The sequence below is a fragment of the Corynebacterium sp. KPL2838 genome (assembly GCF_040225455.1).
GTDB classification, from domain to species: domain Bacteria; phylum Actinomycetota; class Actinomycetes; order Mycobacteriales; family Mycobacteriaceae; genus Corynebacterium; species Corynebacterium rhinophilum.
In genome coordinates, this window is the sequence record NZ_JBEHFT010000007.1 from 13,497 (window position 1) to 36,381 (window position 22,885).

26 protein-coding genes and 1 tRNA gene are annotated in these 22,885 nt (G+C 61.5%); 19 read left to right on the plus strand and 8 right to left on the minus strand.

The window, feature by feature from the left end; translation table 11 throughout:
• Positions 1-185 precede the first annotated feature (185 nt).
• On the plus strand, positions 186-1,550 hold the full coding sequence (locus ABRP98_RS03855; protein ID WP_349857596.1) for a CitMHS family transporter: 1,365 nt from the start codon (positions 186-188) through the stop codon (positions 1,548-1,550).
• 64 nt (positions 1,551-1,614) lie between these two features.
• Here ABRP98_RS03855 and ABRP98_RS03860 read toward each other — a convergent pair.
• Positions 1,615-1,688, minus strand: a tRNA-Pro gene (locus ABRP98_RS03860).
• A gap of 68 nt (positions 1,689-1,756) precedes the next feature.
• Positions 1,757-2,644: a metallophosphoesterase gene (locus ABRP98_RS03865; RefSeq protein ID WP_284770738.1), complete on the minus strand. Its 888-nt coding sequence runs from the start codon at positions 2,642-2,644 to the stop codon at positions 1,757-1,759.
• A 43-nt stretch (positions 2,645-2,687) separates the two neighbouring features.
• On the opposite strand from ABRP98_RS03865, the gene ABRP98_RS03870 reads away from it, so the two are divergent.
• Complete coding sequence (locus ABRP98_RS03870) at positions 2,688-3,152, plus strand: GatB/YqeY domain-containing protein (RefSeq protein WP_005276488.1); 465 nt, start codon at positions 2,688-2,690, stop codon at positions 3,150-3,152.
• Between the two features lie 3 nt (positions 3,153-3,155).
• On the opposite strand, the gene ABRP98_RS03875 is transcribed toward ABRP98_RS03870, so the two are convergent.
• Positions 3,156-5,627 (minus strand): transglycosylase domain-containing protein, encoded by a 2,472-nt coding sequence (locus tag ABRP98_RS03875; RefSeq protein ID WP_349857598.1) that lies wholly within the window; start codon positions 5,625-5,627, stop codon positions 3,156-3,158.
• 145 nt (positions 5,628-5,772) lie between these two features.
• Between ABRP98_RS03875 and ABRP98_RS03880 the strand changes: the two genes are divergently transcribed.
• The 4 genes from ABRP98_RS03880 to ABRP98_RS03895 all read left to right on the plus strand — a co-directional run bounded on the left by ABRP98_RS03880 (position 5,773) and on the right by ABRP98_RS03895 (position 7,638).
• On the plus strand, positions 5,773-6,096 hold the full coding sequence (locus tag ABRP98_RS03880) for a WhiB family transcriptional regulator (protein WP_005276491.1): 324 nt from the start codon (positions 5,773-5,775) through the stop codon (positions 6,094-6,096).
• Positions 6,097-6,186: 90 nt separating this feature from the next.
• Positions 6,187-6,345, plus strand: a complete 159-nt coding sequence (gene sp36, locus ABRP98_RS03885; protein WP_349857600.1) for a Sp36 family protein — start codon at positions 6,187-6,189, stop codon at positions 6,343-6,345.
• Positions 6,346-6,804 (plus strand): RidA family protein, encoded by a 459-nt coding sequence (locus tag ABRP98_RS03890; RefSeq protein WP_349857602.1) that lies wholly within the window; start codon positions 6,346-6,348, stop codon positions 6,802-6,804. It abuts the gene before it with no gap.
• An 18-nt stretch (positions 6,805-6,822) separates the two neighbouring features.
• Positions 6,823-7,638, plus strand: a complete 816-nt coding sequence (locus tag ABRP98_RS03895; RefSeq protein WP_349857603.1) for an MBL fold metallo-hydrolase — start codon at positions 6,823-6,825, stop codon at positions 7,636-7,638.
• A gap of 85 nt (positions 7,639-7,723) precedes the next feature.
• On the opposite strand, the gene glxR is transcribed toward ABRP98_RS03895, so the two are convergent.
• On the minus strand, positions 7,724-8,407 hold the full coding sequence (gene glxR / locus ABRP98_RS03900) for a CRP-like cAMP-activated global transcriptional regulator GlxR (RefSeq protein ID WP_005276495.1): 684 nt from the start codon (positions 8,405-8,407) through the stop codon (positions 7,724-7,726).
• Between the two features lie 341 nt (positions 8,408-8,748).
• Between glxR and nth the strand changes: the two genes are divergently transcribed.
• From nth to ABRP98_RS03920, 4 genes are all read left to right on the plus strand, one after another.
• The gene (gene nth / locus ABRP98_RS03905) at positions 8,749-9,402 is read left to right on the plus strand and encodes an endonuclease III (RefSeq protein WP_349857605.1); all 654 of its coding nucleotides are present in this window, start codon (positions 8,749-8,751) and stop codon (positions 9,400-9,402) included.
• A 4-nt stretch (positions 9,403-9,406) separates the two neighbouring features.
• Positions 9,407-9,997 carry a TlpA family protein disulfide reductase gene (locus ABRP98_RS03910; protein WP_349857607.1) on the plus strand — a complete coding sequence of 197 codons (591 nt, stop codon included), beginning with the start codon at positions 9,407-9,409 and terminating at the stop codon, positions 9,995-9,997.
• Positions 9,994-10,695: an NUDIX hydrolase gene (locus ABRP98_RS03915; protein WP_296088703.1), complete on the plus strand. Its 702-nt coding sequence runs from the start codon at positions 9,994-9,996 to the stop codon at positions 10,693-10,695. The genes ABRP98_RS03910 and ABRP98_RS03915 overlap by 4 nt, the downstream gene beginning before the upstream one ends.
• Positions 10,696-10,757: 62 nt before the next feature.
• On the plus strand, positions 10,758-11,954 hold the full coding sequence (locus tag ABRP98_RS03920) for a MarP family serine protease (RefSeq protein ID WP_349857610.1): 1,197 nt from the start codon (positions 10,758-10,760) through the stop codon (positions 11,952-11,954).
• A gap of 45 nt (positions 11,955-11,999) precedes the next feature.
• Here the strand turns inward: ABRP98_RS03920 and ABRP98_RS03925 are convergent, their stop codons facing one another.
• Together ABRP98_RS03925 and ABRP98_RS03930 are read right to left on the minus strand one after the other, a co-directional pair.
• The gene (locus tag ABRP98_RS03925) at positions 12,000-12,938 is read right to left on the minus strand and encodes an alpha/beta fold hydrolase (RefSeq protein ID WP_349857612.1); all 939 of its coding nucleotides are present in this window, start codon (positions 12,936-12,938) and stop codon (positions 12,000-12,002) included.
• 78 nt (positions 12,939-13,016) lie between these two features.
• The gene (locus ABRP98_RS03930) at positions 13,017-13,520 is read right to left on the minus strand and encodes a phage holin family protein (protein WP_410757377.1); all 504 of its coding nucleotides are present in this window, start codon (positions 13,518-13,520) and stop codon (positions 13,017-13,019) included.
• A gap of 127 nt (positions 13,521-13,647) precedes the next feature.
• Here ABRP98_RS03930 and ABRP98_RS03935 point away from each other — a divergent pair, with 127 nt between their 5' ends.
• From ABRP98_RS03935 to ABRP98_RS03970, 8 genes are all read left to right on the plus strand, one after another.
• A complete protein-coding gene (locus ABRP98_RS03935; protein WP_349838531.1) occupies positions 13,648-14,364 on the plus strand; it encodes an oxidoreductase in 717 nt (238 codons plus the stop codon).
• Between the two features lie 350 nt (positions 14,365-14,714).
• Complete coding sequence (gene ssd, locus ABRP98_RS03940; protein WP_349857613.1) at positions 14,715-15,785, plus strand: septum site-determining protein Ssd; 1,071 nt, start codon at positions 14,715-14,717, stop codon at positions 15,783-15,785.
• Positions 15,782-16,984: a TadA family conjugal transfer-associated ATPase gene (locus ABRP98_RS03945; protein ID WP_349857615.1), complete on the plus strand. Its 1,203-nt coding sequence runs from the start codon at positions 15,782-15,784 to the stop codon at positions 16,982-16,984. The genes ssd and ABRP98_RS03945 overlap by 4 nt, the downstream gene beginning before the upstream one ends.
• Positions 16,977-17,756, plus strand: coding sequence for a type II secretion system F family protein (locus tag ABRP98_RS03950; protein ID WP_349857617.1), 780 nt, complete (start codon positions 16,977-16,979; stop codon positions 17,754-17,756). The genes ABRP98_RS03945 and ABRP98_RS03950 overlap by 8 nt, the downstream gene beginning before the upstream one ends.
• Positions 17,753-18,376 carry a type II secretion system F family protein gene (locus ABRP98_RS03955; RefSeq protein WP_349857619.1) on the plus strand — a complete coding sequence of 208 codons (624 nt, stop codon included), beginning with the start codon at positions 17,753-17,755 and terminating at the stop codon, positions 18,374-18,376. Before ABRP98_RS03950 ends, ABRP98_RS03955 begins: the two co-directional genes overlap by 4 nt.
• 57 nt (positions 18,377-18,433) lie before the next feature.
• Positions 18,434-18,637: a DUF4244 domain-containing protein gene (locus ABRP98_RS03960; protein WP_005276515.1), complete on the plus strand. Its 204-nt coding sequence runs from the start codon at positions 18,434-18,436 to the stop codon at positions 18,635-18,637.
• Positions 18,638-18,670: 33 nt separating this feature from the next.
• Positions 18,671-18,985, plus strand: coding sequence for a hypothetical protein (locus tag ABRP98_RS03965; protein WP_284783208.1), 315 nt, complete (start codon positions 18,671-18,673; stop codon positions 18,983-18,985).
• Positions 18,978-19,301: an Rv3654c family TadE-like protein gene (locus tag ABRP98_RS03970; protein WP_284850372.1), complete on the plus strand. Its 324-nt coding sequence runs from the start codon at positions 18,978-18,980 to the stop codon at positions 19,299-19,301. Before ABRP98_RS03965 ends, ABRP98_RS03970 begins: the two co-directional genes overlap by 8 nt.
• Here ABRP98_RS03970 and ABRP98_RS03975 read toward each other — a convergent pair.
• A complete protein-coding gene (locus ABRP98_RS03975; protein ID WP_349857621.1) occupies positions 19,298-21,670 on the minus strand; it encodes a DEAD/DEAH box helicase in 2,373 nt (790 codons plus the stop codon). The genes ABRP98_RS03970 and ABRP98_RS03975 overlap by 4 nt on opposite strands.
• Before the next feature lie 182 nt (positions 21,671-21,852).
• Between ABRP98_RS03975 and ABRP98_RS03980 the strand changes: the two genes are divergently transcribed.
• Positions 21,853-22,056: a cold-shock protein gene (locus tag ABRP98_RS03980; protein ID WP_005276524.1), complete on the plus strand. Its 204-nt coding sequence runs from the start codon at positions 21,853-21,855 to the stop codon at positions 22,054-22,056.
• Positions 22,057-22,079: 23 nt separating this feature from the next.
• Here the strand turns inward: ABRP98_RS03980 and ABRP98_RS03985 are convergent, their stop codons facing one another.
• Complete coding sequence (locus ABRP98_RS03985; protein WP_284783204.1) at positions 22,080-22,709, minus strand: DedA family protein; 630 nt, start codon at positions 22,707-22,709, stop codon at positions 22,080-22,082.
• Positions 22,710-22,885 lie beyond the last annotated feature (176 nt).

Genomic DNA, 22,885 nt, shown 5'->3' on the forward strand with positions numbered 1-22,885 from the left:
GCTGTAGGGGCGCCGCGTCGTTTCCCGTTTTTACCCAAAGGTATATATTCACGGCGGGCCAGGGTTGATAAATGCGGCCCACGGCAGGAATGTGCGCTACCACACAGCAATGTTTAGCATTAGCCATACGTCTTTTGGCTAATGGCGTGCGCCATGCGGGCGCCAGTGACTTTTAAAGGAGCGCAATGCAGACCTCCCTAGGGCTGACCCTGATGGGACTGGCCATCATCTTTGTGACGGTGGGAATCCTCATCCGTGGCCGCGTTAATCCCATTATTCCCATGACCTTGGTGCCCGTCATCGGCGCTGTGATAACAGGCTTCGGCGTAGAAGATATCGCGGATTTCTTTGGCGAAGGCTTAAGTTCTGTCATCAACGTCGTGGTGATGTTCATCTTCGCCATCATTTTCTTTGGCATTTTGCAGGATGTGGGGCTTTTTACCCCGGTGATCCGCAGCCTCATCAAGGCGACCCGCGGCAATGTCATGGCCGTGACTATAGGCACGGCCGCCATCGGCATCGTGGCGCACCTCGATGGATCGGGTTCCACGACCTTCCTTATTACGATTCCCGCATTGCTGCCGCTGTACCGGGCGCTGCACATGTCGCGTTATGTGCTGATTACCATCGTGGTCCTAGCCGCTTCGGTGATGAATATGGTCCCGTGGGGCGGACCATTGGGGCGTGCCGGTGCGGTGGTTGAGCAAGACCCGAACGATATCTGGCTGCACTTATTGCCCATCCAAGGTGTGGCAGTGGTCCTCATCTTCGCCATTGCCGCCCTGTTGGGATGGCGCGAAAAGAGCCGCTTAGCCAAGCTGCAGGAAAGCGGCGAGATTAAGGGCACCATCTCAGTGGACGTGAATTCCTTGGCGGATGATTTTTCCGCCAAGCAGGCTGAGGAACAACAGAAACTCGGGTTCAGGTACCGGAAATCCCGGTGGGTTACTATCGCGAATATCGTCGTTGCCTTGGCCGTGCTCGCAGCCCTGCTTTCGGGCTTGCTGCCACCGGCACCCGCGTTCCTTATTGCTACCACCATTGCCTTGGTGGTGAACTTCGACGGCGCGATGGAGCAGGGCGATGCCTTGCGGCGTCACGCCCCCAACGCCTTGTCCATGGCCGGAGTGATCATTGCAGCCGCGATGTTTTTGGGCGTGCTCAATGAGACCAAGATGCTAGAAGAAATCGCGCTGAGCCTGGTGAATATTCTCCCGGAAGGAGTGGCGCCGTATCTGCACGTCATCGTGGGATTCTTTGGGGTTCCGCTAGATCTGTTGACCTCCACGGATGCGTATTACTTCTCGGTATTGCCCATCGTCCAGGGTACGGTGGAGTCCTTCGGCGTCAGCGGTATGGGCGCTGCGAGCGCTCTCATTATCGGCAACGTGGTGGGAACCTTCGTCTCCCCATTTTCGCCAGCACTGTGGCTGGCGCTGGGACTGGCGGACGGTCAGATGGGCAAGTACCTCAAGATAGCCTTCCCCATCGCATGGGTATTTTCCATCATCCTCGTCGCCATCGTCTTCTTTACCGGAATGCTGGCCTAAGCGGGCTCTGGAATCCAGGGCCTTGTAGGCATGGAAAAAGCCCGCAGTTTCCTGCGGGCTACTGTCGGGATAACAGGATTTGAACCTGCGACCTCTTCGTCCCGAACGAAGCGCGCTACCAACCTGCGCCATATCCCGGTCTACTGCTTAAAAGCAGTACTGAAATACTTTAACGCACGGTGAATGCGATCGGCAAAACGGCAGGTCTAGTCCACCTCAGTGATCCTCAGCAGGGTGGCCGAGGGGCGGCAGAATAAACGCACCGGGGCGAATTTGGACGTGCCCAAGCCATTGGAGACGTGCATCTTCATAGGGCCGAAATCATGCAGGCCCTGTGCGCGCGGGCGGTCGATGCCGCAATTGGTCACGATGGCGCGCGAACCGGGCAGGCACACCTGCCCACCGTGGGTATGGCCGGAAAGGGAGAGCTGGTAACCATCGGCGGCGAACTTTTCGAGCACGCGCGGCTCGGGGGCGTGGAGCAGGGCAAGCGATAGATCGGCATCCTCGTGGGGTGGGCCGGCGATTTCGGAATAATCGTCCAAGTCGTGGTGCGGATCGTCCACTCCGGCCACGGCAAGGCGAACATTGCCCACCTTGAACTCGTGACGTGCCTGGTTGCCGTCGTACCAACCGTGCTCCACGAAGGCCGCGCGCATGCCGCGCCAAGGAAGGTCAACGTAGGAGGGCTCGCGCTTTTTCCCCAGCAGGTATTTGAAGGGGTTGACCGGGCGCGGCGCCCAATAATCATTGGTGCCAAACACGAAGACGCCGGGCCGGGCGAGCAGCGGGCCGAGCGCGCGCAGGGTATCGGGCACGGCCTGCTTATCGGAGAGGTTATCGCCGGTATTGACCACGAGGTCTGGCTCCAGTGCATCGAGGGCGGAGACCCAGTCGATCTTGGTCTGCTGTCCCGGGATCATGTGCAGGTCAGAAATGTGAAGCAGGCGGAACTCTTCTTCGCCGCGCAGGGTGCCCTTGGGAAGGAGTGGAAGGGTAAATTCCTTGAGCTCGAATTTCGTGAGCTCGCTAAAGCCCCAAGCAGCAACACCTAGGCCTGCGGCGACGCCGCCAAGAATCCGTTGAAGTTTCACAGCTTCTACACTACCTGCCTTAAATGGACGTATATTGAAAGGCATGAGCGAGCTAAAAGATACTATCCGAGCAGATCTGAAAACGTCGATGAAGGCCAAGGAAAAGCAGCGCACCAGCGCCATTCGCGCGCTGCTCGCGGCAATCCAGGCCGAAGAAACCACTGGCTCCCGCCACGAGCTGGAGGATGAAGATATCCTCAAGGTCATCGCGCGCGAGATTAAAAAGCGCCGCGAGTCCGCAGAGGTCTATGAAGAAAATGGCCGCCCGGAATTGGCAGAGGCCGAGCTTGTCGATGTCCCCTTCTTCGAGGCCTACCAGCCGCGCCAGCTCGATGATGCGGAGCTTAAGGCTTTGGTAGAAGAAGCAATTGCTGAGGTAGAAAAAGAAAACGGCGAAGCACCCACCATGAAGCAGATGGGTGCGGTCATGAAGGTTGCCAATGCAAAAGCCGCCGGCCAAGCCGACGGCAAGCGCCTTTCCGCAGAGGTAAAAGGCCAGCTTAACTAATCTTTAGCGGCCGAGGAGATTGCGGATATCGTTGCGGAAGTTATCGATATCTTCCTGGCGGATTCCAAAGTCCTCTGGGCTGAGGTTCAATCCGCCGCCGTTATTTCCTCCCCAGTTGCTCACACCGGTAGTGTTCCCGCTGCCGGTGTTATTTTGTGCGCCGGTCGTATTCGCACTGCCCACGCCGCTGGAGGGAGATTGGGTGGCAGAGGTGCCATCGGAAAGCTGCAGGGTAATCTCGGCGCCGTCCTTCCTGCCATCCTTGCCGGTAATCGCGCGCACCACTCGACCGTAGGGAACATCCCCGCCGACAACGCGGGAGGTTTTTACCACATAGCCCTTGGCCTCAAGGGTGCTGCGGGCCTGTGACTCGTTTTTCCCGCGCAAGCTATCGAGCAACTTATCCCCGGTGGTGCCGTCATCGTATTTCTTGTTGTAGTTGGGCAGCCCGCCCTGGGTAGCTTGCGGCAGCTGCGATGCCATGGTGAAAAATGTCTGCGCGGGCTCTAAGCCACCAAAGAGGTTGCCGGAGCCGGTGCACTGGCGCACGGGTGAGGTACACAGCGGCTGGGTATCGGTGCCGTCGTTATAAATATAAGGAGCGGCGGCGAGCCCGTCGTTGAATCCCAAAAATGCCGAGGACTGGTTGGACTCGGTGGTACCGGTCTTGGCGGCGATGGGAGAGCTAAAGCCAGCAGCCTGGGCGGCATCCTTGGCGGTTCCCTGCGTGGCATCTTCAGACAGCGCATTGGCTAGGGCGTGGGCTACATCCTGGTCTACCGCCTGCTCGCACGGGGTTTCCTTGAGGTAGACCTCGTTGCCATTCTTGTCCAGGACCTCGTCAATGGGATTGGGCTCGCACCACCGGCCATTGGAGGCAATCGTTGCGCCGACATTGGATAGTTCCAGCGGATTTACCGGGTTGGGGCCCAGGGTAAAGGAACCGGAATTGGCGTCCTTTGTGCGCTGCGCAATGGAAGTGTCCTTATCAAAGGTGCCCTTTTCGTCGTAGGAGCGCAGGCCGAGGCGTACCGCCATATCTACGATGGGTGCCACGCCAACCTGTTCGGTGAGCTTGATAAATGGCGTATTGGGCGAGTGGGCCAAGGCCTCTTGCAGTGTCATCGTGGCCTTATAGTTGCCCGCGTTTTCCACACAGTAGCGGTTGGCGGGGCAGTTATCGGCGCCGCCGTGGCCAAGGCCTTCGGCCTCATAGCGGGTGGGCACATCCACCGTATTCTTAATGCCGTAGCCAGCCTCGAGGGCGGCCGCGGCGGTAAAGGCCTTAAAAACCGAGCCGGCGCCATTGCCCACCAAGGAGTTGGTCTGCGGCAGCAGGGTTTCATTATTATCTTGGTCCAGCCCGTACGCACGGGAAGAGACCATGGCCAAGACCTTGCGGTCTGACGTGCCCGGTTCGATAACGTTCATCACCTCGGCGACGCCCTGAGCATTCGGGTTGGTGCGCGACTGCACCGCAGATAGCGCCGTATCCTGCACCTGCGGGTCCAACGTGGTCTTTACGGTATATCCACCGTTGGCAAGCTGATCTTGGTCCATACCCTTTTCCTCAAGGTACTGCAGCACAAAATCGCAGAAAAAGCCGCGATCAGCTGCGCCGATGCAGCCATTGTCCAAGGTATTGGGCCGCTTGCCGACGCCCAATTCTTCCCCCTTATACTCATCCGCATCCGCCTGCTCCAGATAGCCGTTATCCGCCATGGACTGCAGCACGACGTTGCGGCGGTCAAGCACCTCTTCCTCATTGGTATAGGGGTTGAGGCGCTCTGAGGACTGCACCATGCCCGCCAGCATCGCCGCCTGCGGCACCGTGAGGTCCGCGGCGTGGCTATCAAAGTAGGTCCGCGCGGCGGCCTCCACGCCGTAGGCATGGTTGCCAAAAGAGACCAAGTTGAGGTAATTGGTGAGGATTTCCTTCTTATCCAATTCCTCATTCATCTGCGTTGCCATGCGCATTTCACGCAACTTGCGGGTGACGGATTGCTCGGTCGCCGCGGCCCGTTCTTCATCGTTTTGTGCGGAGACGAGCAGGAGGTAGTTCTTGACGTACTGCTGGTCAATGGTGGACGCGCCCTGGGATACCCCGCCGGAGGTGAGGTTGGTCCACAGGGCGCGGAAATTGCCTTGGAGATCAACGCCGCCGTGCTCGTAAAAGCGTTCGTCTTCAATGGAGACGATGGCGTTTTTCATCGCGTCCGAAATCTCGTCAGCATCTACGGGGTGGCGGCGTTGGCTATAGACATAGGCCATATCTTTGCCTGAGGCATCCTGCACCGTGGTAACACCAGGGATATTGCCCGCTGTTAGATCTTGCAGGTCCGATTGCATGGTCTGGTTGGTGCGGGCGATCGCCACGCCGGAAATGCCCGCAAAGGGGGCGAGCGCGAGCGCGATGAGCGCGGCTACCAAGACCGTGGACAGGGCTATCTTGGACAAAGATTTGAAGACAGTCACCCCCAATACCCTACGTGGTCTGCCTAGCAATGGGGAAGGTGACCTGCACCCCCTAAAGTGTGACCTCGTAGACAATTCCGCGTTCTAGTGAATAGACTCAGGCCTCGGTACATAGTATTCCGTCTGGGAAGGAGAACACTCACCCATGACCGTTCGAGTGAAGACTGCGGGAATGTCCAATACAGCCCGAAATCCCGAGCGTGGTGAGTGGGTCACTCAAGCAAAGTGCCGCAATGAGGACCCAGACGCATTATTTGTGCGCGGCGCTGAACAGCGCAAAGCTGCCGTCATTTGCCGCCACTGCCCGGTATTAACGGAATGCCGCGCAGATGCCCTTGATAACCGCGTGGAATTTGGCGTGTGGGGCGGGTTGACCGAGCGCCAGCGCCGCGCGCTGCTGCGCAAGAACCCCCACATCACTGACTGGGCCAATTACCTGGCTAAGGGCGGCGAACTCGTCGGTATTTAAGGCGGTCAGAGGGGTAATTGCCCGCCCGCCAGCGGTGACGCTCCGGAATAGGGGCGGCATAAGTCGTATTAAATCGCTAGAATGAAACCCATGACTAAATGGGAATACGCAACCGCACCAGTACTGACCCACGCCACCAAGCAGATCCTTGACTCTTGGGGCGAAGACGGATGGGAATTGGTCTCCATCACCCCTGGCCCGAACCCGGAGAACGTGGTGGCCTACTTCAAGCGCGAGGTGGCAGGGTAAATGAGCTTTTCCGCTCGCTTGACAGAGCTAGGGGTGGAGCTGCCGGGCGTCGCTAAGCCGCTGGCTTCCTATGTGCCCGCGCTGCGCGTGGGTAACCAGGTATGGACCTCTGGCCAGCTTCCCTTGGTGGATGGCTCCCTGCCGGTGACCGGCAAGGTCGGCGCTGAAGTCACCACGGAGCAGGCCCAAGAACAGGCTCGCACCGCCGTCCTCAATGCCCTGGCGGCCGTTGATGCGGAGATCGGGCTGGACAATATCTCCCGCGTGATCAAGATCGTTGGCTTCGTGGCCTCGGATCCCAGCTACGAAGAACAGCCCGCGGTGGTTAACGGGGCATCGGATTTCATCGGGGAGGTATTCGGCGAGGCTGGCACGCACGCGCGTTCTGCAGTTGGCGTTGCCGCCTTGCCTAAGAATGCCCCGGTGGAGATCGAATTGATCGTAGAGATCGCTGAGTGATCGGTTAGGCTGGTAGGCATGGAGCACCCCGCATACAGTCAATTGCGTCCCGTAAGCCAATCCGTCGGCGTAGTTCTTTGTGATAATCCCAGCTATACCGCCCTCGAGGGCACGAATACCTGGATTATCAGCGCCGCTGAAGACTCTCGGTCGATCGTCGTAGACCCGGGGCCGGAGGATGAAGGCCACCTCAACGTTGTGCATCGCCATGCCGGTGAGGTGGCTTTGATTCTGCTTACCCACCGCCACGATGACCACGCTTCGGGCGCGCAACGGCTCCGGCAGATGACCGGCGCGCCCATCCGCGCCTTCGATCCTAGCTATTGCAATGGCGCGGAGGCATTGCAGAAGGGTGAAATCCTGACTTTGGAAGGCATCACCCCGCAACTGGAGGTCCTGCATACGCCGGGCCACACCGCGGACTCCACGTCCTTTTTCGTGTGGAGCGGGGAGGTAGAAAATTCCCGGCTAGAAGGCATTGTTACCGGCGATACCATCGCGGGGCGCCACACCGTTTTGCTCTCAGAAACGGACGGCGATTTGGCCGATTACCTGCATGCCCTGGATGTGCTGGAATCTCGCGGCAAGGATGTTCCGATCTTCCCGGGCCACGGGCCGGATTTGGAGGATACCTCGCAGGTGGCGCGCAAGTACATTGACCGCCGGCATTACCGCTTGGATCAGATCCGGGAAATCCGCTCCCGGCTGGGTGATGACGTGGGCCTGACCACCTTGGTCAATGAAATGTATGACGATGTGGATCCGGTGCTGCGCCATGCCGCTGAGCAATCTACGCGCACCGCGTTGAAGTACCTCGACGGTACCGACAGCTAACGCGCGGCGCGGCAGGAAGCCTGCTAAAACGCATATTCCCTCCACCCTTAGTGCTTATGCACGGGGGCGGAGGGGATTTTTGGTTTTATCGCGCGCGGCGGGCGAGGTGTTCGGTATCGACGATGAGCACGGACTTGCCCTCGAGGCGAATCCAGCCGCGGTGGGCGAAGGTAGCCAGGGCCTTGTTGACGGTCTCGCGGGAAGCGCCGACCAACTGGGCAATCTCTTCCTGGGTGAGATCGTGGTTGACGCGCAGCGCGCTGCCTTCCTGGACACCAAAGCGGTTAGCCAGCTGCAGCAGGGTCTTGGCAACACGGCCAGGCACGTCGGTGAAGATAAGGTCCGCCAGGTTGGCGTTAGTGCGGCGCAGGCGGCGGGCCAGCACGCGCAGCAGCTGCTGGGCGATGGCGGGGTGATCGCTAACCCACTTATCCAGCAGCTCGGAGTTCATGGTGGCGGCCTGGACCTCAGTCACGCAGACGGCGGACGAGGTACGTGGGCCTGGATCGAAGATGGAGAGCTCGCCGAACATATCGGACGGGCCCATCACGGTCAGGAGGTTTTCGCGGCCATCCGGGGCGTGACGGGCGAGCTTAATCTTGCCGGAGGTGATGATATACAAACGGTCACCGGGCTCGCCTTCATCGAAGATGGTGGTACCGCGCGGGAAGCGCACTGTCTCCATCTGCTCGAGAAGATTCTGCACTGCTACGGGATCAACGCCTTGGAAGATTCCGGCGCGGGAGAGGGTGTCCTGTACGCCTTCCACGTTTTACTCCTTGGATGTCGACTGCGAAAAGTCACTAAAGTGCTTGGGCCACATCCTTTTGCGGGCTCCAGGGAGGCACGCTAATGCGGAACAAGCGGGGTCAATTTTTAGCGTACCCCATTTTACAGTGCAGTTCGTCACTTTTGGGTACTGCCCTAGTTTCGTTTACATAACAGAAATGGGATCACGTACGCCCCCAGCGTTACAGCCAGCGCGTTTTCTATTAATCCGCGAAGACAATCGCTTCCAATTTTTCCATGAGGAGCGCGAAAAGGGCGATGCCGAGCGGAACAAAAATAACAAGTGAAATCATGTATTCCTATCCTACTAAGCTTGGCGGCATGAGTTCATCACTGTCGGCCACCGCGGCCCCGAGCAAGAGAGCGCCCGTCATTAATGAGCGATTGGCACGCGAACACCCCGATGCGCAGTGCGAGCTCGATTTTGACTCTCCCCTCCAGCTCTTGGTGGCTACGGTGCTCTCCGCGCAGTGCACGGATGCGCGCGTGAACTCGGTAACCCCTGAGCTTTTCCGCACCTATCCCACTGCGGCCGATTATGCGGCGGCCAGGCGGGAGGACCTGGAGGCAATCCTGCGGCCGCTGGGGTTTCAGCGGGCAAAGGCGGGGCATCTCATGGGCATTGGTGAGCGCCTAGTTTCTGAATTCGACGGCGAGGTGCCGCAGACCGTAAAGGAACTGACCTCCCTGCCTGGGGTGGGCCGCAAGACGGCGCTGGTGGTGCTGGGCGATGCCTTCGGGGTACCGGGCCTTACCGTGGATACGCACTTTAGTCGCCTGATGCAGCGCCTAGAGCTGACGGGAGAGAAGACGCCGGTGAAGATAGAAAGGGACATCGCCAAGCTCATTGCAGAGGCCGAGTGGACGATGTTTTCCCACCGCGTCATTTTTCACGGCCGGCGCGTCTGCCACGCCCGGAACCCGGAGTGTGGGAATTGCGTGGTGCGGGATCTGTGCCCGGCTGCATTAAGCTAGCGGTATGAAAAAATACGTCTTCGGCACCGTCATTGCGGCCATTGTCATCGCACTCCTCGTGGTGGTGGGGGTCATGCAGCTGCGTGGGGATGACACCGGCACAGGCGATTCGGCGCAGGCCCCTAGCGCGGGCTCAGGCTTGGCGGGCGACCAAGACGTAGCAGAGCGCCCAGATTGCCCCGCGGGGCCCATCGCCGGGGTGGATCTGGAATGCCTAGGCGGCGACGATGCCGGTGAGGGAGACAAGGCGGATGAGGGCATTACCATCGCCAACGTGTGGGCGTGGTGGTGCGAGCTGTGCCGCGCGGAATTGCCCCACCTGGACGAGGTGGCAGAATCCCACCCTGATTGGAAGGTCATTGGGGTGCACGCGGATAAAAACGCCGCCAACGGGGCCGCATTCCTCAATGACGTGGGAGTAGACCTCCCGAGCTTCCAGGATCCGAATAATAGCTTCGCGGGCACGCTGGGCCTGCCTGGCGTGGTTCCCGTGACCGTGATTCTCCGCGATGGGGAAGTGATCAAGCAGGCGGCGCAGCCGTTTACCTCTGCGGCCGAGATCGAAAAGACGGTTGAGGAGGCGCTTGCCGGATGAGTAAATTATGGCCCGAATACGCGCCCGAGTGGATAAAACCCGCGCTGGGCGTCGATCCGAGTCAGGTGCAAGAGCTTATTGGGCAGCGGCAAGCATCCCAGCTCAATGGCTCGGAGGAAGAAGTGCCAGTCAAGCGGGAAGCCGCGGTGCTGATGCTGCTTAGCGGGAACAGTGTGGAGGATGGCGAAATTTTGCTTACGCACCGCTCGCCGTCCCTGCGCTCGCATTCCGGGCAGATTGCCTTTCCCGGCGGCCGGCGGGATCCGGGCGATACCTCGCTGGTAGATACCGCCCTGCGGGAGGCGTGGGAGGAAACCGATCTGCAGCGCCACACGGTCACGCCCTTAGAGCAGTGGGAACAGCTGCATATTCGCGCCACGGGGAATCCGGTAAGCCCAATTTTGGCCCACTGGGCGGAGCCGGGTGAGGTCTATCCCGCTAGCCCGGCGGAGACCGATGATGTGTTCTTCGTCCCGATCAGGGAGCTCATTGACCCCCGCAACCGCCTGCTGGTGGGATTCAAGCAGTGGCAAGGGCCGGCGTTTTATGCCAATGACTACGTGATTTGGGGCTTTACTGCCGGGGTGCTGGCAGCATTATTGGATCATTCTGGGTGGAGCGTACCGTGGGATAACAATTCGGTCATAGACCTGCGTGACACCCTCAAAAAGTCCCGCAATAATGAGAAGATGTCCTAATTGCCCGTGCGCTTAAGGCGCCGGAGGACGCACGAGATTTCGATCGAGAAAGAACCAAAGCCATGACTGCTGCGCTCGTTGTTGACGGCCTGATTGTGCTTGCCGTATTAGCAGTATTGCTAAGTGGTTGGCGCAATGGTGCGCTTGCCGCGGTGCTCTCCGCCATTGGCGTGGGTGCGGGCCTCGTGGTGGGCATCGCTGTAGCGCCCAGTGTACTGCGCACAGTGGAGGAGCCTTCGCTGCGCCTGCTCCTGCTCGTGGGAATCCTAGTTTTGCTGGTGGGTATTGGGCAGATCATTGGTTCCTCCTTGGGCACCAGCGTGCGCGACCGCATGAAGGCGCGCACCACCCAGCGGATAGATTCGCTATTCGGCGCGGTCTTTCAGTCCTTCATCGCGCTCATCGTCATCTGGATGATTTCCATTCCCGTGGCCACCAATTTGGGCGGATCCGCGGGGCAGGGGCTGCGCGATTCCCGCATCCTGAGCAACCTCAACGCGGCCGCCCCGACGCGCCTGGCCTCCCTTCCCAATGGCGTGGCGGCGATGCTCAATGAATCGGGGCTTCCGCCCTTGGTCTCGCCGTGGGAAACCTCCATCAGCGGCAAGGACGTCGAGGACCCCGCCCCAGATGTGCAGGATCCGGAGCTGGTGCGCAGCATCCGACCGTCTATCATTCATGTGCTTGGCGATGCCGAAGAGTGCTCCCGCCGCCTCATGGGCTCCGGTTTTGTGGTGGACAATGACTATGTGGTCACCAATGCCCACGTGGTGGCCGGCACCCAAACGGTGAGGTTGGATACGAAGCTGGGGTTGAAAGACGCCACGGTGGTCTACTACAACCCAGAGGTCGATATCGCCGTCTTGCACGCGCCGGATTTGGGCATCCAGCCCTTGCCGTGGGCGCAGCAGCCGGCCCAGACCGGCGACGATGCCATGGTCATGGGTTTCCCACACTCCGGCCCCTTTAATGCGGAAATGGCCCGCGTGCGCGATCGCATCACCATCGCCGGGCCAGATATCTACTCCCAAGGCCGGGTAGAGCGCGATTCCTATACGGTGCGCGGCAATATCCAACAGGGCAACTCAGGCGGCCCCCTGGTCAATACCGCGGGCGAGGTCTTGGGCGTTATCTTCGGCGCCTCAGTGGATGATTCTGAGACCGGATACGCGCTGACCGCAGACGAGGTCATCGGCCACATTGGGGATGTCACCCAGTTGAAACGCCCGGTAGAAACGGGCGAGTGCGTGGCGCACTAGCTTTCGTATTAGATCCGCGTGGGGTATGTCTCCCCACGCGCCGTCCTACGCGCCCCACGCGCTCGCGCGGTCACCTACTGCGTCGAGCCAGCGGCGCAGTTCGTCGACGAACTCCTCAGGGGCCTCAAGGAAGGGCAGGTTCTTGGCCCCTGGGATCGAGGTGGCACTAAACCCCGCGCGGGCGCGGAGGGAGGCCCTCTGGATAAGGGGGGTCCACAAGCGCTGTTGGGCGTGGATGAAAAGGACGGGGCGCTTGACGGCTAATTCGGACCAGTTCAAGGGCACCACGGCGGTGCGCATCCGGTGGTTCCACAGGATCCCGCGGCGCACCTTGCCAATCTGGGAGGCGCGCAGGCGCAGGGCAAGGATGGACTCTAGGGTGGCATCGGCAAGCGCGGGCCCCGTATCCAGGCTGAGCTCCTTGCGGTAGGCCCGGGGGCTGAGCAGCAGGGTATTCGCGCGGGTGACCTTGGGCAGGTGGCAGAGAAGGGAGCGCAGGATCATCCACCCAAAATCCCAGGGGCGGGCGGCGATGGCGCGGCGGATATCAACTGGGTGCGCGGCCGAGACCGAAACCAAGCCGCGCACGCGATTGGGGCGCTCGGCGGCCAGGCACCAGGCCACCGCGCCACCGGTATCGGCGCCGACGATATAGGCATCATCGTGGCCCAATGCCTGAATAAGGCCATCCAGATCCCCGACCAGAGTGCGGATATCCTGGCCGGGATCGATGGGCGGCTTATCGGACATGCCAAAGCCGCGCATATCCACCGCGGCGACGTGGTACCCGCACTGGGCGAGGGGCCCTATGACCTCCTGGAAATCGAACCAGCCGCCAAAAGCGCCGTGAATAAAAACGACGAGGGGATCGGCGCTATCGCCCGCTATGGCCACGTGCAGGCGGATGCCCCGGGTGTGGACAAACTCGTGCGCAAAGGGTCCTTCCAGCTCAACCGTGGAGGGGGGAAGTGGTGTTAAAGCCATGGAGGGCAAGGCGCCTTTCTATGTGTACAGAAAATCCGCCCCAGGAAAGGCTGAGGCGGATCTAATAGTGCGTGCGGTTTAGGTATACAGGCCGTGAGTGTCCTTCCGGTCCAGCGACTTCTGCGCCTTGCCCGGAATCAGGTTCTTGAGTTCCTTGGTGGAATCTATGGTCTTCTGCGGCGCCTTAACCTTCTTGACGTTCTTGACGCCGAGCAGTGCGAGGACACCGGCCGCCACGATCATCACGAGGAAGACGATCAAGAAGGCTGCCCAGCGCTCCAGCCAGAGGGCGAGGAGCTCAGCGAGGAAGAAGAAAAAGAAGAAAGAGCTGTACAGCGCGATGGTACCGGCTGCACCGAAGAAGCCGGCGCCGATGCCGCCCTTCTTGGCGGACTGCGCCAGCTCCGTCTTGGCCAGCTCTACCTCAGAGCGCACGAGCTGGGACATCTGCTCGGTGGCATTGGAGACCAACTTGCCGATGGAGGTTTCGGAGGACGATGCATCTACATCGCTCAAAGGAATCGAATTAACCTTTGGTGCGAATTGATCGGTGCCGTCAGTAAATAATCCATCGTTGCTCACGATTAATTCTCCTCGTTTTTCATCTAAACCTTGTAACGGCCCCAATGATAATAGAAACAGTGCGGTTTTATGGTGCCGCGCCAGTCACAGGGGGTCTTCGGGGCTCGGGGCGTCTAGGGCTATCCTAATGTATATGCCAGAAAATGACGCGTTATCCCCGCTATTTCGCCTCCCGGGGGTGAAAGAAGGTGCGGAAAAAGCAGCGGCGGCCATCGCGCGCGCCCACCGCAGGCCGGCCGGGCTGCGCAGGTATGAGGTCATCTCCGCGGAGTCCTTGATGCGCGGGGCGCGCGCCAGCGTGGCCTTGGATGGGCACGCCATCCCCCCGCACCCTGGCCCGGGCGATGTGGAAAGTGGTCCGCTCGCAGGCGCGGTCAGCGCGTATTCCGTAGCAGCGCCTGAGGTGGTGGATTCTACCGTCCGTTCCTTTGCCCGCGCGCCGCTGCAGGTGCTCGCGCGCATCGACGTCGCCGCCGGCGGAAACGGGATTCCCAGTGGCGATAGCGCGCGCTTGCAGGGCTTAGCGCGTCTGATTGCGCAGGGCAGTGGCCCCGCATTCCGCGACCTTTTGCCGAGCGTCGTGCATGCCGAAATCGCGGCCGGTGAATTCTTTGGCCCGCGCAGCGGCGTGGTGGCGCGGATTGCCGCCCGCCTGGCCGCCATACACACCGGCTTCGATCCCCGCGGGTTCGCCGTGCCAGAGGTGTATTTCCACCGCCAATCCAAGGCCTACCGCGAGTGCCGCGCGAACTACCGCGACAAGCCTGGTGAGGTGGTGCTTTTTCACCTTTCCGCCTGGGAGGTAGGTGGCAAAGAAGCCGATGCCATCGCCCGCGCCGCTTAACCGTACGCCCGTCCCCGGTAGGCAGTGAACATCCATTCGGTGCAGGTCAGGGCCGTGCAGGTAGATAGTTTTTCTTAGCTGTTGTGATCGGGTAATGAACGTGTCATAATAATCGGTGCAAGGCCCCGATGTACTGTGCGGCCTGCCCCGGCTCGCCCCCCGAGGCCGGGTTACTGACGGCCCGCGCGCACCCCCCGATGCGCGGGCCGTCACCTATATCTACGGTTATCCACAAGACTTTGTTGAAAATGTAACTAACTGAGCGCTAAGTGGTAGCTTTCGCGCATTTATCCACAGGCGGGAAGTTCCATCCCTAGTGCAGGTGGCGCGGGTGCTTCAGGCTAGGGGGCATGAATACAGCACACTCTCGCTCCACCATCGTCGTCGCCATTGGCGAGGAAGCCTTGCGCGCCGAGGCGGTCCATGCCGCCGCCGCGACCAGCCACGAGGTTATTACGGTGACCGATCCCCGCGATATTCCGCGCAGCCTCGCCGGGGCCTATACGGTCTTGGTCGATGCGCTCATGGCGCGCGTTATCGCCTCGGCACAAGCCGCACAGACCACGCCCGTCCCGGTGCTTTTTCTCGCCGCGGATCCGGGGCCCATCGATTATGAGGCAGCACTTGCCTGCCATGCGGACCGCGCCTTTATTATCCCCGCGGAAATTAAAGACCTGCTGGCGGCAATCGCCCAGGCCGCGCACCCGCCAGAAGATCGCCCCGGTACCGCCACCATCGCGGTGGTGGGCGCCAGCGGAGGGGTAGGCACCTCCACCTTTGCTGCCGCCTTGGCGCGATCCCACTGCACGGCGAGTGAGCAGGCGCGAGCGCTGCTTATCGATGCCACCGCGCACTCCGGCGGCCTCGATCTCCTCCTCGGCGTGGAAACCGCGCCGGGTGCCCGCTGGCCGGAGCTCAACATTGGCGATGGCAGCATTGACGCCGCCGACCTTTACCGCGCCTTGCCCTCTACCGCTGATGGCATAGCGGTTCTATCCGCAGCGCGCAGCACGGTCAAGGACTCGTTCAAGCTGGATGCCACGCTCTTGGCGGCGGTGACGTCTGCGGCGCACGCGGCCGAGGGCCTGTGCGTTGTGGATTGCACGGCGGAAAATATCCCGGCTGCCTGCACGCACGTGGTGCTGGTGGTGGCCGCGGAGGTGCGATCGGCAGCGGCGGCCGCACAACTTATCCTGCGACTGGATGAGGCGCGGCGCGACATCGTGGTGGTCCTGCGCCAACGGCAGTGGGCGGCTCTCAGCGCACCCGAGGTAGAAGACATTATCCACTACCGAGTCAGTGCCCAATTGCCCACCGTGCGCGGGCTCACCCGCAGCATAGAGATCGGTGGACTCCCAGCCCGGCTTCCCGCGGCGCTCGCCAAAACCGCCCGTGCGGTGCGCGAGGAGGTAGGGGTATGAGCGCAGCGATGGATAGCTCGGCCGAGACCATGGAAAAGACCATGGAGAAGATGCAGCGGGTCATTGCCGCCGAGCCGGATCTGGTGCACGACGCCCCTAGCTTGGCCCGGCGGATCCGCGAGGAAGCAGGGGTTATCAGTGATGTCGCCGTGGTGGATCTGCTCCGGCGCTTGCGCCAAGATGCCACCGGCATGGGGCCACTGGATGCCTTATTGGCCCGGCAGGGCGTGACCGATGTCGTGGTCAACGGGCCTGAACACGTCTTTATGGACCGAGGAGAGGGGCTAGAGCGCAGCGATATCACCTTTCGCAATGATGGGGAGGTGCGCCAGCTTGCCTCTCGGTTGGCCGCGGCATCGGGCACGCGGCTTGATGATGCCCAGCCTTTTGCCGATGGCCGCGTCACGCGCCCCGATGGCGTCGTGCTCCGCGTGCATGCCCTTTTAAGCCCACCCGCAGTGGGCGGAACGTGCATTAGCCTGCGCGTATTGCGGCAGGCGCAGACCACCCTGCCGCAGTTGGTGGCCAATGGCACCGTGCCGGAGGACATCGGCCAGTTGCTTGCCGCGATGGTGAAAAAGCGAGTGTCCTTCCTCGTTATCGGAGGTACCGGCTCCGGCAAGACGACGCTGCTCTCGGCGCTATTGGGAACCGTATCCGAGCGCGAGCGCATCGTGGTCATCGAAGATACGGCGGAGCTATCACCCCACCACCCGCATTGCGTGAGCATCGTCTCGCGCCGGGCAAACGCTGAAGGCAGCGGGGAAATCACCATGGCGCAATTGCTGCGGCAAGCGCTGCGCATGCGCCCAGACCGCATCGTCGTCGGTGAGATTCGCGGCCCAGAGGTAGTCGATCTCCTCGCCGCGCTGAATACGGGCCACGATGGCGGTGCGGGTACCTTGCACGCCAATTCCCTCTTTGAGGTACCCGCCCGCATGGAGGCCCTCGGCGCACTCGGCGGCCTGGACCGCAGCGCCCTGCACTCGCAATTGGCGGCTGCCGTCAACGTGGTGCTCACCATGGAGCGCACGCCACATGGCCGGCGCCTGGCTCATATCGGCGTCTTAGAGGGCAATCCGGTCACCCCGCGCATTGTCTGGAGTGCAACCAAGGGGCCCGCGCCTGGCTTTGCGGAATTCTCGGCCGCGCTGTTGGAGGAACAGCGCGAAGAAGCAGGAGGTCAGGCGGATGCTTAGCTTCTTATTGCTCGCCGCAGCGCTGTTGCTGTCGGCTCCCTCGAGCGCATCCCGCATTGCTGGCAAGGGCAGCCGGATAAAGGCCAGCTCCTTGGTCATTTTGGGCGCCGTATTCTGCGGCAGCTTGGTCTTCTTCTCGGTCGGGCGGATAAGTATTGCGGTCGCGGCAGCGATCATCGCCTGGTGCGTGTCGTGGTATATCAAGGACATCATGGCCGCCCGCACGCGCCGGCGCAGCCGCGAAGCCCTAGCCGGATACTTCGGGGTCGTCACCGCTGACCTGCGCGCCGGGGCAACCCTGGCAAGTGCGCTATCGCGCGGGGCTGAGTCCCTTCCCTCGACGACGCCGCGGGATATGAGCGCGGCCTTAGAATCCACCGCTACCGCCGCTGCGCGCGGTGCGCCCCCACACGTGGCGCTCTCAGGTGCCCATGCGGATGCAGAACTGACCCGGCTGGGCCACCTGCTCGAATTATCCACACAGCACGGCATCGCGGTGGCCAGCCTCTTTGAACAGGCCCAAAGCCGAATGGATGCGCTGCGCCGACACCACCAATCCACCGCGGCCGGGCTGCAAGGACCCCAAGCTACGGCCACGGTCTTGGCCTGCCTTCCCATTGCGGGCATCGCCATGGGCGGGGCGATGGGGGCCAATTCGCTGGGCTTCTTGCTCGGCGGGGGATTAGGCGGAATCCTGCTGGTCATCGGGGTAGGGCTTGACTGCGGCGGCTTTGCCTGGTCCCGCGTCATTATCAGGAAGGCGGCACCATGATGGCCTTTATCTGCCTGGCGCTGGCTGTGCTCGTTGGGCTGCCGGCCACCAAGGGGCGGCTGGGGCCGGCTACGGCACAAAACACAGCGCAGCACACGGCGAAGACCCCGCGCGCCGGCCCAAGAAAGCGCGATGGCGCAACAGTGCGCGGGGGATTGATGAGCAAACTCCAGCCCTCTACCACCGTGGATCCACTCCTCGTGGCCGGGGATATCGAACTTTTCGCAGCTTGCCTGAGTGCGGGCCTGACGGTGCACGCCGCTGCTACGGCAGTCACGCGCACGGCAGAGGCCGATACCCAGCACCTGTGGGAGACGGTATCCGCGCTCCTGGGAGTTGGCGTGCCCACGGAATCTGCATGGGACCACATGAAGGGCCATGCGGGACTAGAGGACGTGGCGGGGCTTGTCATCTTATCGGGCCAGTCCGGGGCCACCATAGCCGCCGGATGCACGCGAATCTGTACTTCTTTGCGCGCCGAAGCATCTGCTCACGCTACGGCTAAAGCAGAGCGCGCAGGAGTATTCATTGTCCTCCCGCTGGCGGTGTGCTTCCTGCCAGCATTCATCGTTCTAGGCCTTGCGCCCGTAGTGATCAGCTTGGGCGCGCAGCTTTTCTAGATGCACCACTTTTCACTTCTACTCAACCACCACACCTTTTCAGAAAGGACTCCTAAAATGTCTGCACTATTTATTAAGTACTCCCAGCTCACCCGCGCCCTCGTCCGTAACGATGAGGGGATGAGCACGATTGAATACGCCATGGGATCGCTCGCGGCCGCAGCACTTGCCGGCGTGCTGTACATGGTCATCAACGGCGGCGGCGTGGTCGATGCCATCGAGGGAATTATCACCGATGCGCTATCGAATACCCCGAGCTAGCCGGGCGCACTAGAGAAACAGAAAGGAGGAATCATGCGCACGGTAGTCGATGACGATGGTTCGGTGACCATCGAAGCCGCCCTGGCATTAAGCTCCCTCGTCCTCGTGGCGGCGGGCATTATCGGTGCGATCGCGACGATGGCGTCCTATATCGCGGCGGTGGACATGGCGGGCGCGGCGGCGAGGTCGCACGCGATCGGCGTCGAGTACCAACCAGCGCGCGAGGATGCCCGGGTGAGCGTGCAGGAAAGCGCGGGGCTTTTCAGGGCATCGGTAAGCGTCGATGCTCCCATTGGCACCATGAGCGCGGAAGCGGTCTTTCCCGCGGAGGTGGCCGGCAATGACTAGCAGGCTCCGCGGCGAGGACGGATACGCCACCATTGCCGCCACCGGAATCATCGTCGCCATTATCAGCCTGTTACTGGTCATCGCGGCGGTAGGATCACGCGTGACCGCGCGCCATGAAGCGCAAGTGGCCGCGGACCTTGCCGCCGTGGCTGGCGCGTGGGCCTTAGCCACCGGCAAGGACGCGTGTGCGGCCGCAGAAAGCACCGCGCGGGAAAACGGCGCGAGCCTCGAGGAATGCACCGAAAATGCATCCGATATCATCGCCGTTGCCGCGGTGCGCGGCCAGAGCGCCACGGCCAAAGCGGGCCCAGTTTAAACCGCGGCCTCCTGCGTCATAGTGACGAGCGCACCGAGCAGCTTGATGGCGCCGTCCTTGCTCAGGGGATTATTGCCGTTGCCGCACTTGGGCGATTGCACGCACGATGGGCACCCGGCCTCGCACGGGCAGGAGCGCACCGCCTCAAAGGTGGCCGCTATCCACTCGGGGAAGCGGCGGAATCCCTCTTCGGCAAACCCGGCACCGCCGGGGTGGCCGTCGTAGACAAAGACGGTGGGAAGCTGCGTATCCGCGTGCAGGGCGGTGGATACGCCGCCGATATCCCAGCGGTCGCAGGTGGCGATAAGCGGCAACAGGCCAATGGCGGCGTGTTCTGCCGCATGCAGGGTGCCGGGGATATCGGCGGCGGTAATGCCCATCGCAGAAAGCGCCAGCGGGTCGATGGTATAGGCCACGGCGCGGGTGGTCAGCCGCTGTTCGGGGAGATCGAGGGGAATATCGTCGCCGATGGTGCCATCGGCAAGCCGCACCTGGTAGCCGGTGACGCGGTCGGTGACCTCGACTTCCACGTCCGCCACCCACAGGCCCGGGGAATAATTGACCAGGTTATCGGCCTCGCGCACGATGCGGATATCCGTCGTGGATCGCGGGGTGGTCGAATACTCGGGGGTCTCTGGGCGAGCGAGCGCCACATAATCGGATAGGAGGAGCTCCTCGATGACAAAACTTTCGCCCTGGTGCAGGTAGACCGCGCCGGGGTGGACCTGGCTGGTCGCGCGCGCTGCATCGATGGTGCCCAATAGCCGGCCATCTGAGGCATCCACGATCATGACCTCCTCGCCCGCCCCGCCGCGCAGCGATACCGCCGAGTGGGCGGTTTCCGGCGAGAGCTCCTCCGCGCTGGAGGCGGGAATCGGCACGGCAAACCACCCGCGCTCCCGGCGGCGCACGAGGCCTTGCTCCGCAAGCTGGTGGATGACCGCGCTGGCACCCCACTCAGCAATGATGGCATCATCCAGCGGTTTTTCCACCGCCGCGCAGTAGATATGGCCAAAGAGGATATAGGGGTTCGTGGGGTTAAACACGCTCGCTTCCACCGGCTTGCCCAAGAGCGCATCGGGGTGGTGCACCAGGAAAGTATCCATGGGCTCATCGCGGGCGACGAGCACCACGAGCGAGCCTTGCCCGCGCCGGCCCGCGCGCCCGGCTTGCTGCCAAAAACTGGCCACCGTGCCAGGAAATCCGGCGGTGACCACGGCATCGAGCCCGCCAACGTCGATGCCCAGCTCGAGGGCGGAGGTGGTGGCGACGCCTAATAGGGAGGCATCGTCAAGCGCCTGCTCCAACCGGCGGCGGTCCTCGGCTAAGTAACCTGCGCGGTAGGCGGCGATGCGTTGTGCGAAATCCGGCCGGCCCAAACTGCCGGAGAGGGTCTCGGCGGCTACCATCGCCACGACCTCGGCGGAGCGGCGGGAGCGCACAAAGGTCATGGTCCGGGCGCCTTCCGCGATGAAGGTTGCCATCATCTCGGCGGCCTCAGTCGTGGCCGCGCGTCGCACGGGGGCGCCGTGCTCGCCCTCCGCACCCTCTAAAAACCCAGGCTCCCAGAGCGCGACCGTGCGCGCACCGGTGGGGGCGGAATCCTCAGTAATCGCGTGCGCCGGGCGGCCGGTGAGGCGTTCGGCATGCCGGGCCGGGTCATTCATGGTTGCGGAGGCATAAATGATGGTGGGACGCGATCCATAATGCCGGCACAGGCGGAGCAAGCGGCGCAGAACCAGGGCCACATTGGCGCCGAATACGCCCCGGTAGGAGTGGCATTCATCGATGACGATGAACTCCAGGTGGCGCAGCACCCGCGCCCACCGCGCGTGCGCGGCCAGCATGGACATGTGCACCATATCGGGATTGGAAAACACCAGGCGCGAATGCTCGCGCACGCCCGCCCGCGACTCCTGGGGCGTATCGCCGTCGTAGGGCGCGGGTACCACGTTCTTGAGCTCCGGAATCCCGCGGCACAGCTCGAGCGCGGACTGCAGCTGGTCCGATCCGAGGGCCTTGGTGGGGGTGAGGTAGAGCGCGCACGCGGTCTGATCCTTTGCCAGCCGGGTGAGGATGGGCAGCTGGTAGCCCAAAGACTTTCCGGACGAGGTGCCGGTGGAAATTACTGCGTCACGGCCCTGCCACGCGCATTCGGCGAGCTCGGCCTGGTGCGCATAGAGCTTGCCGATGCCCCCATCTACCACCTGCTCCTTCAACCCCGGCAGCACCCACTCTGGCCATTCGGCGTAGCGCGCCCGCTTTGCCGGGAGCGTGGTGTGAAACGTCAGGGTGGACTCAGAAAGGCGCCGTTGGATGAGGTCTAGGAGCTCTTCACCAATGGGGTTGTTGCCAGCCGGGTGAGACAATTTTTTACCCCCCTTGTGAGTTAAATCTATCGCTTTGGCGTGGAACGTGTCACACTGTTGACAGGCCAATGTTGTCTTGGTGCGGTTTTATACTTCACGGTACTGCTCGAGGACCCATTTACCGAATAACTACCGGCGCGGCAATCCGCGCTACCTCTTTAAGAAAAGGAACTCAGTTCACCATGACACAAGGAACCGTTAAGTGGTTTAACTCCGAAAAGGGATACGGCTTCATCGAGCGCGAGGACGGCGGCGGAGACATCTTCGTGCACTACTCCGAGATTCAGGGCAGCGGTTTCCGCACCTTGGAAGAAAACCAGAAGGTCAGCTTCGAGGTTGGATCCGGTCCGAAGGGCGACCAGGCGCAGGCCGTTTCCATTCTCTAACGCCCTCTAGGGTTTTAAGCGCCCTAGGGCGTTTCGGCGTAGCCGCGGCGGGTATCCCACCACTCCGTGATGCTGTTTTGGGCCTTTTGTAGTCCGAAGCCGATGAATACGGCGGCGATAATGCTGATAACCATCGCAAACAGTGGGGTATCGGAGAACGCCATGCCGCCCACATAACCAATGGCCAAGGCTTGGAATACCCAGAGCATCACGCCAATGGTGTCGAAGAAGAGGAAGACCGGCCAGGGAAAGCGCATTGACCCTAGCAAAATGGTCATAAAGAGCCTGGCCGAGGGGATAAAGCGGGCAATGATAATGGCCGCGCCACCGCCGCGGCGTACATTGCGTTTTACCCAGGTGAGGGCCTCGTAGGCCTTCGTTCCTTTTTGAATGCGGTTAAGCAATGGCATAAACCGCGTGCCCAGTAAGAAACACAGGTTATCACCCAACATGGCTGCTACCAGCGCCACAAAGAACATGGTGGGCAGGTGCGGAAATCCCTGCGAACCGGCCCAAGCGCCGACCATATTCAGCGGGATTTCAGAGGGGAGCACTGGAAAGAAACAGTCCCCGAAAATGAGCAGGCCCACGATTGGATAAACCCACTCCGTGCCCATGATGGCTTCAATCCACATGGTTACTGTGTCAACCATCTAATCCTCCACGGGGTGTGTTGTGGGTGTGCTATCGTCCCCAACAATGCTTTCACAGCTGCTGGACTTTCTAAAAAGGTCAGTATAGACCGGTTCGGTGGGGGTGCGAAGCGCCCCCTACAAAGCCTTTTGGTGTTACCGAGTATATGGTGCGAAGAACGGTATAAACCACCTGT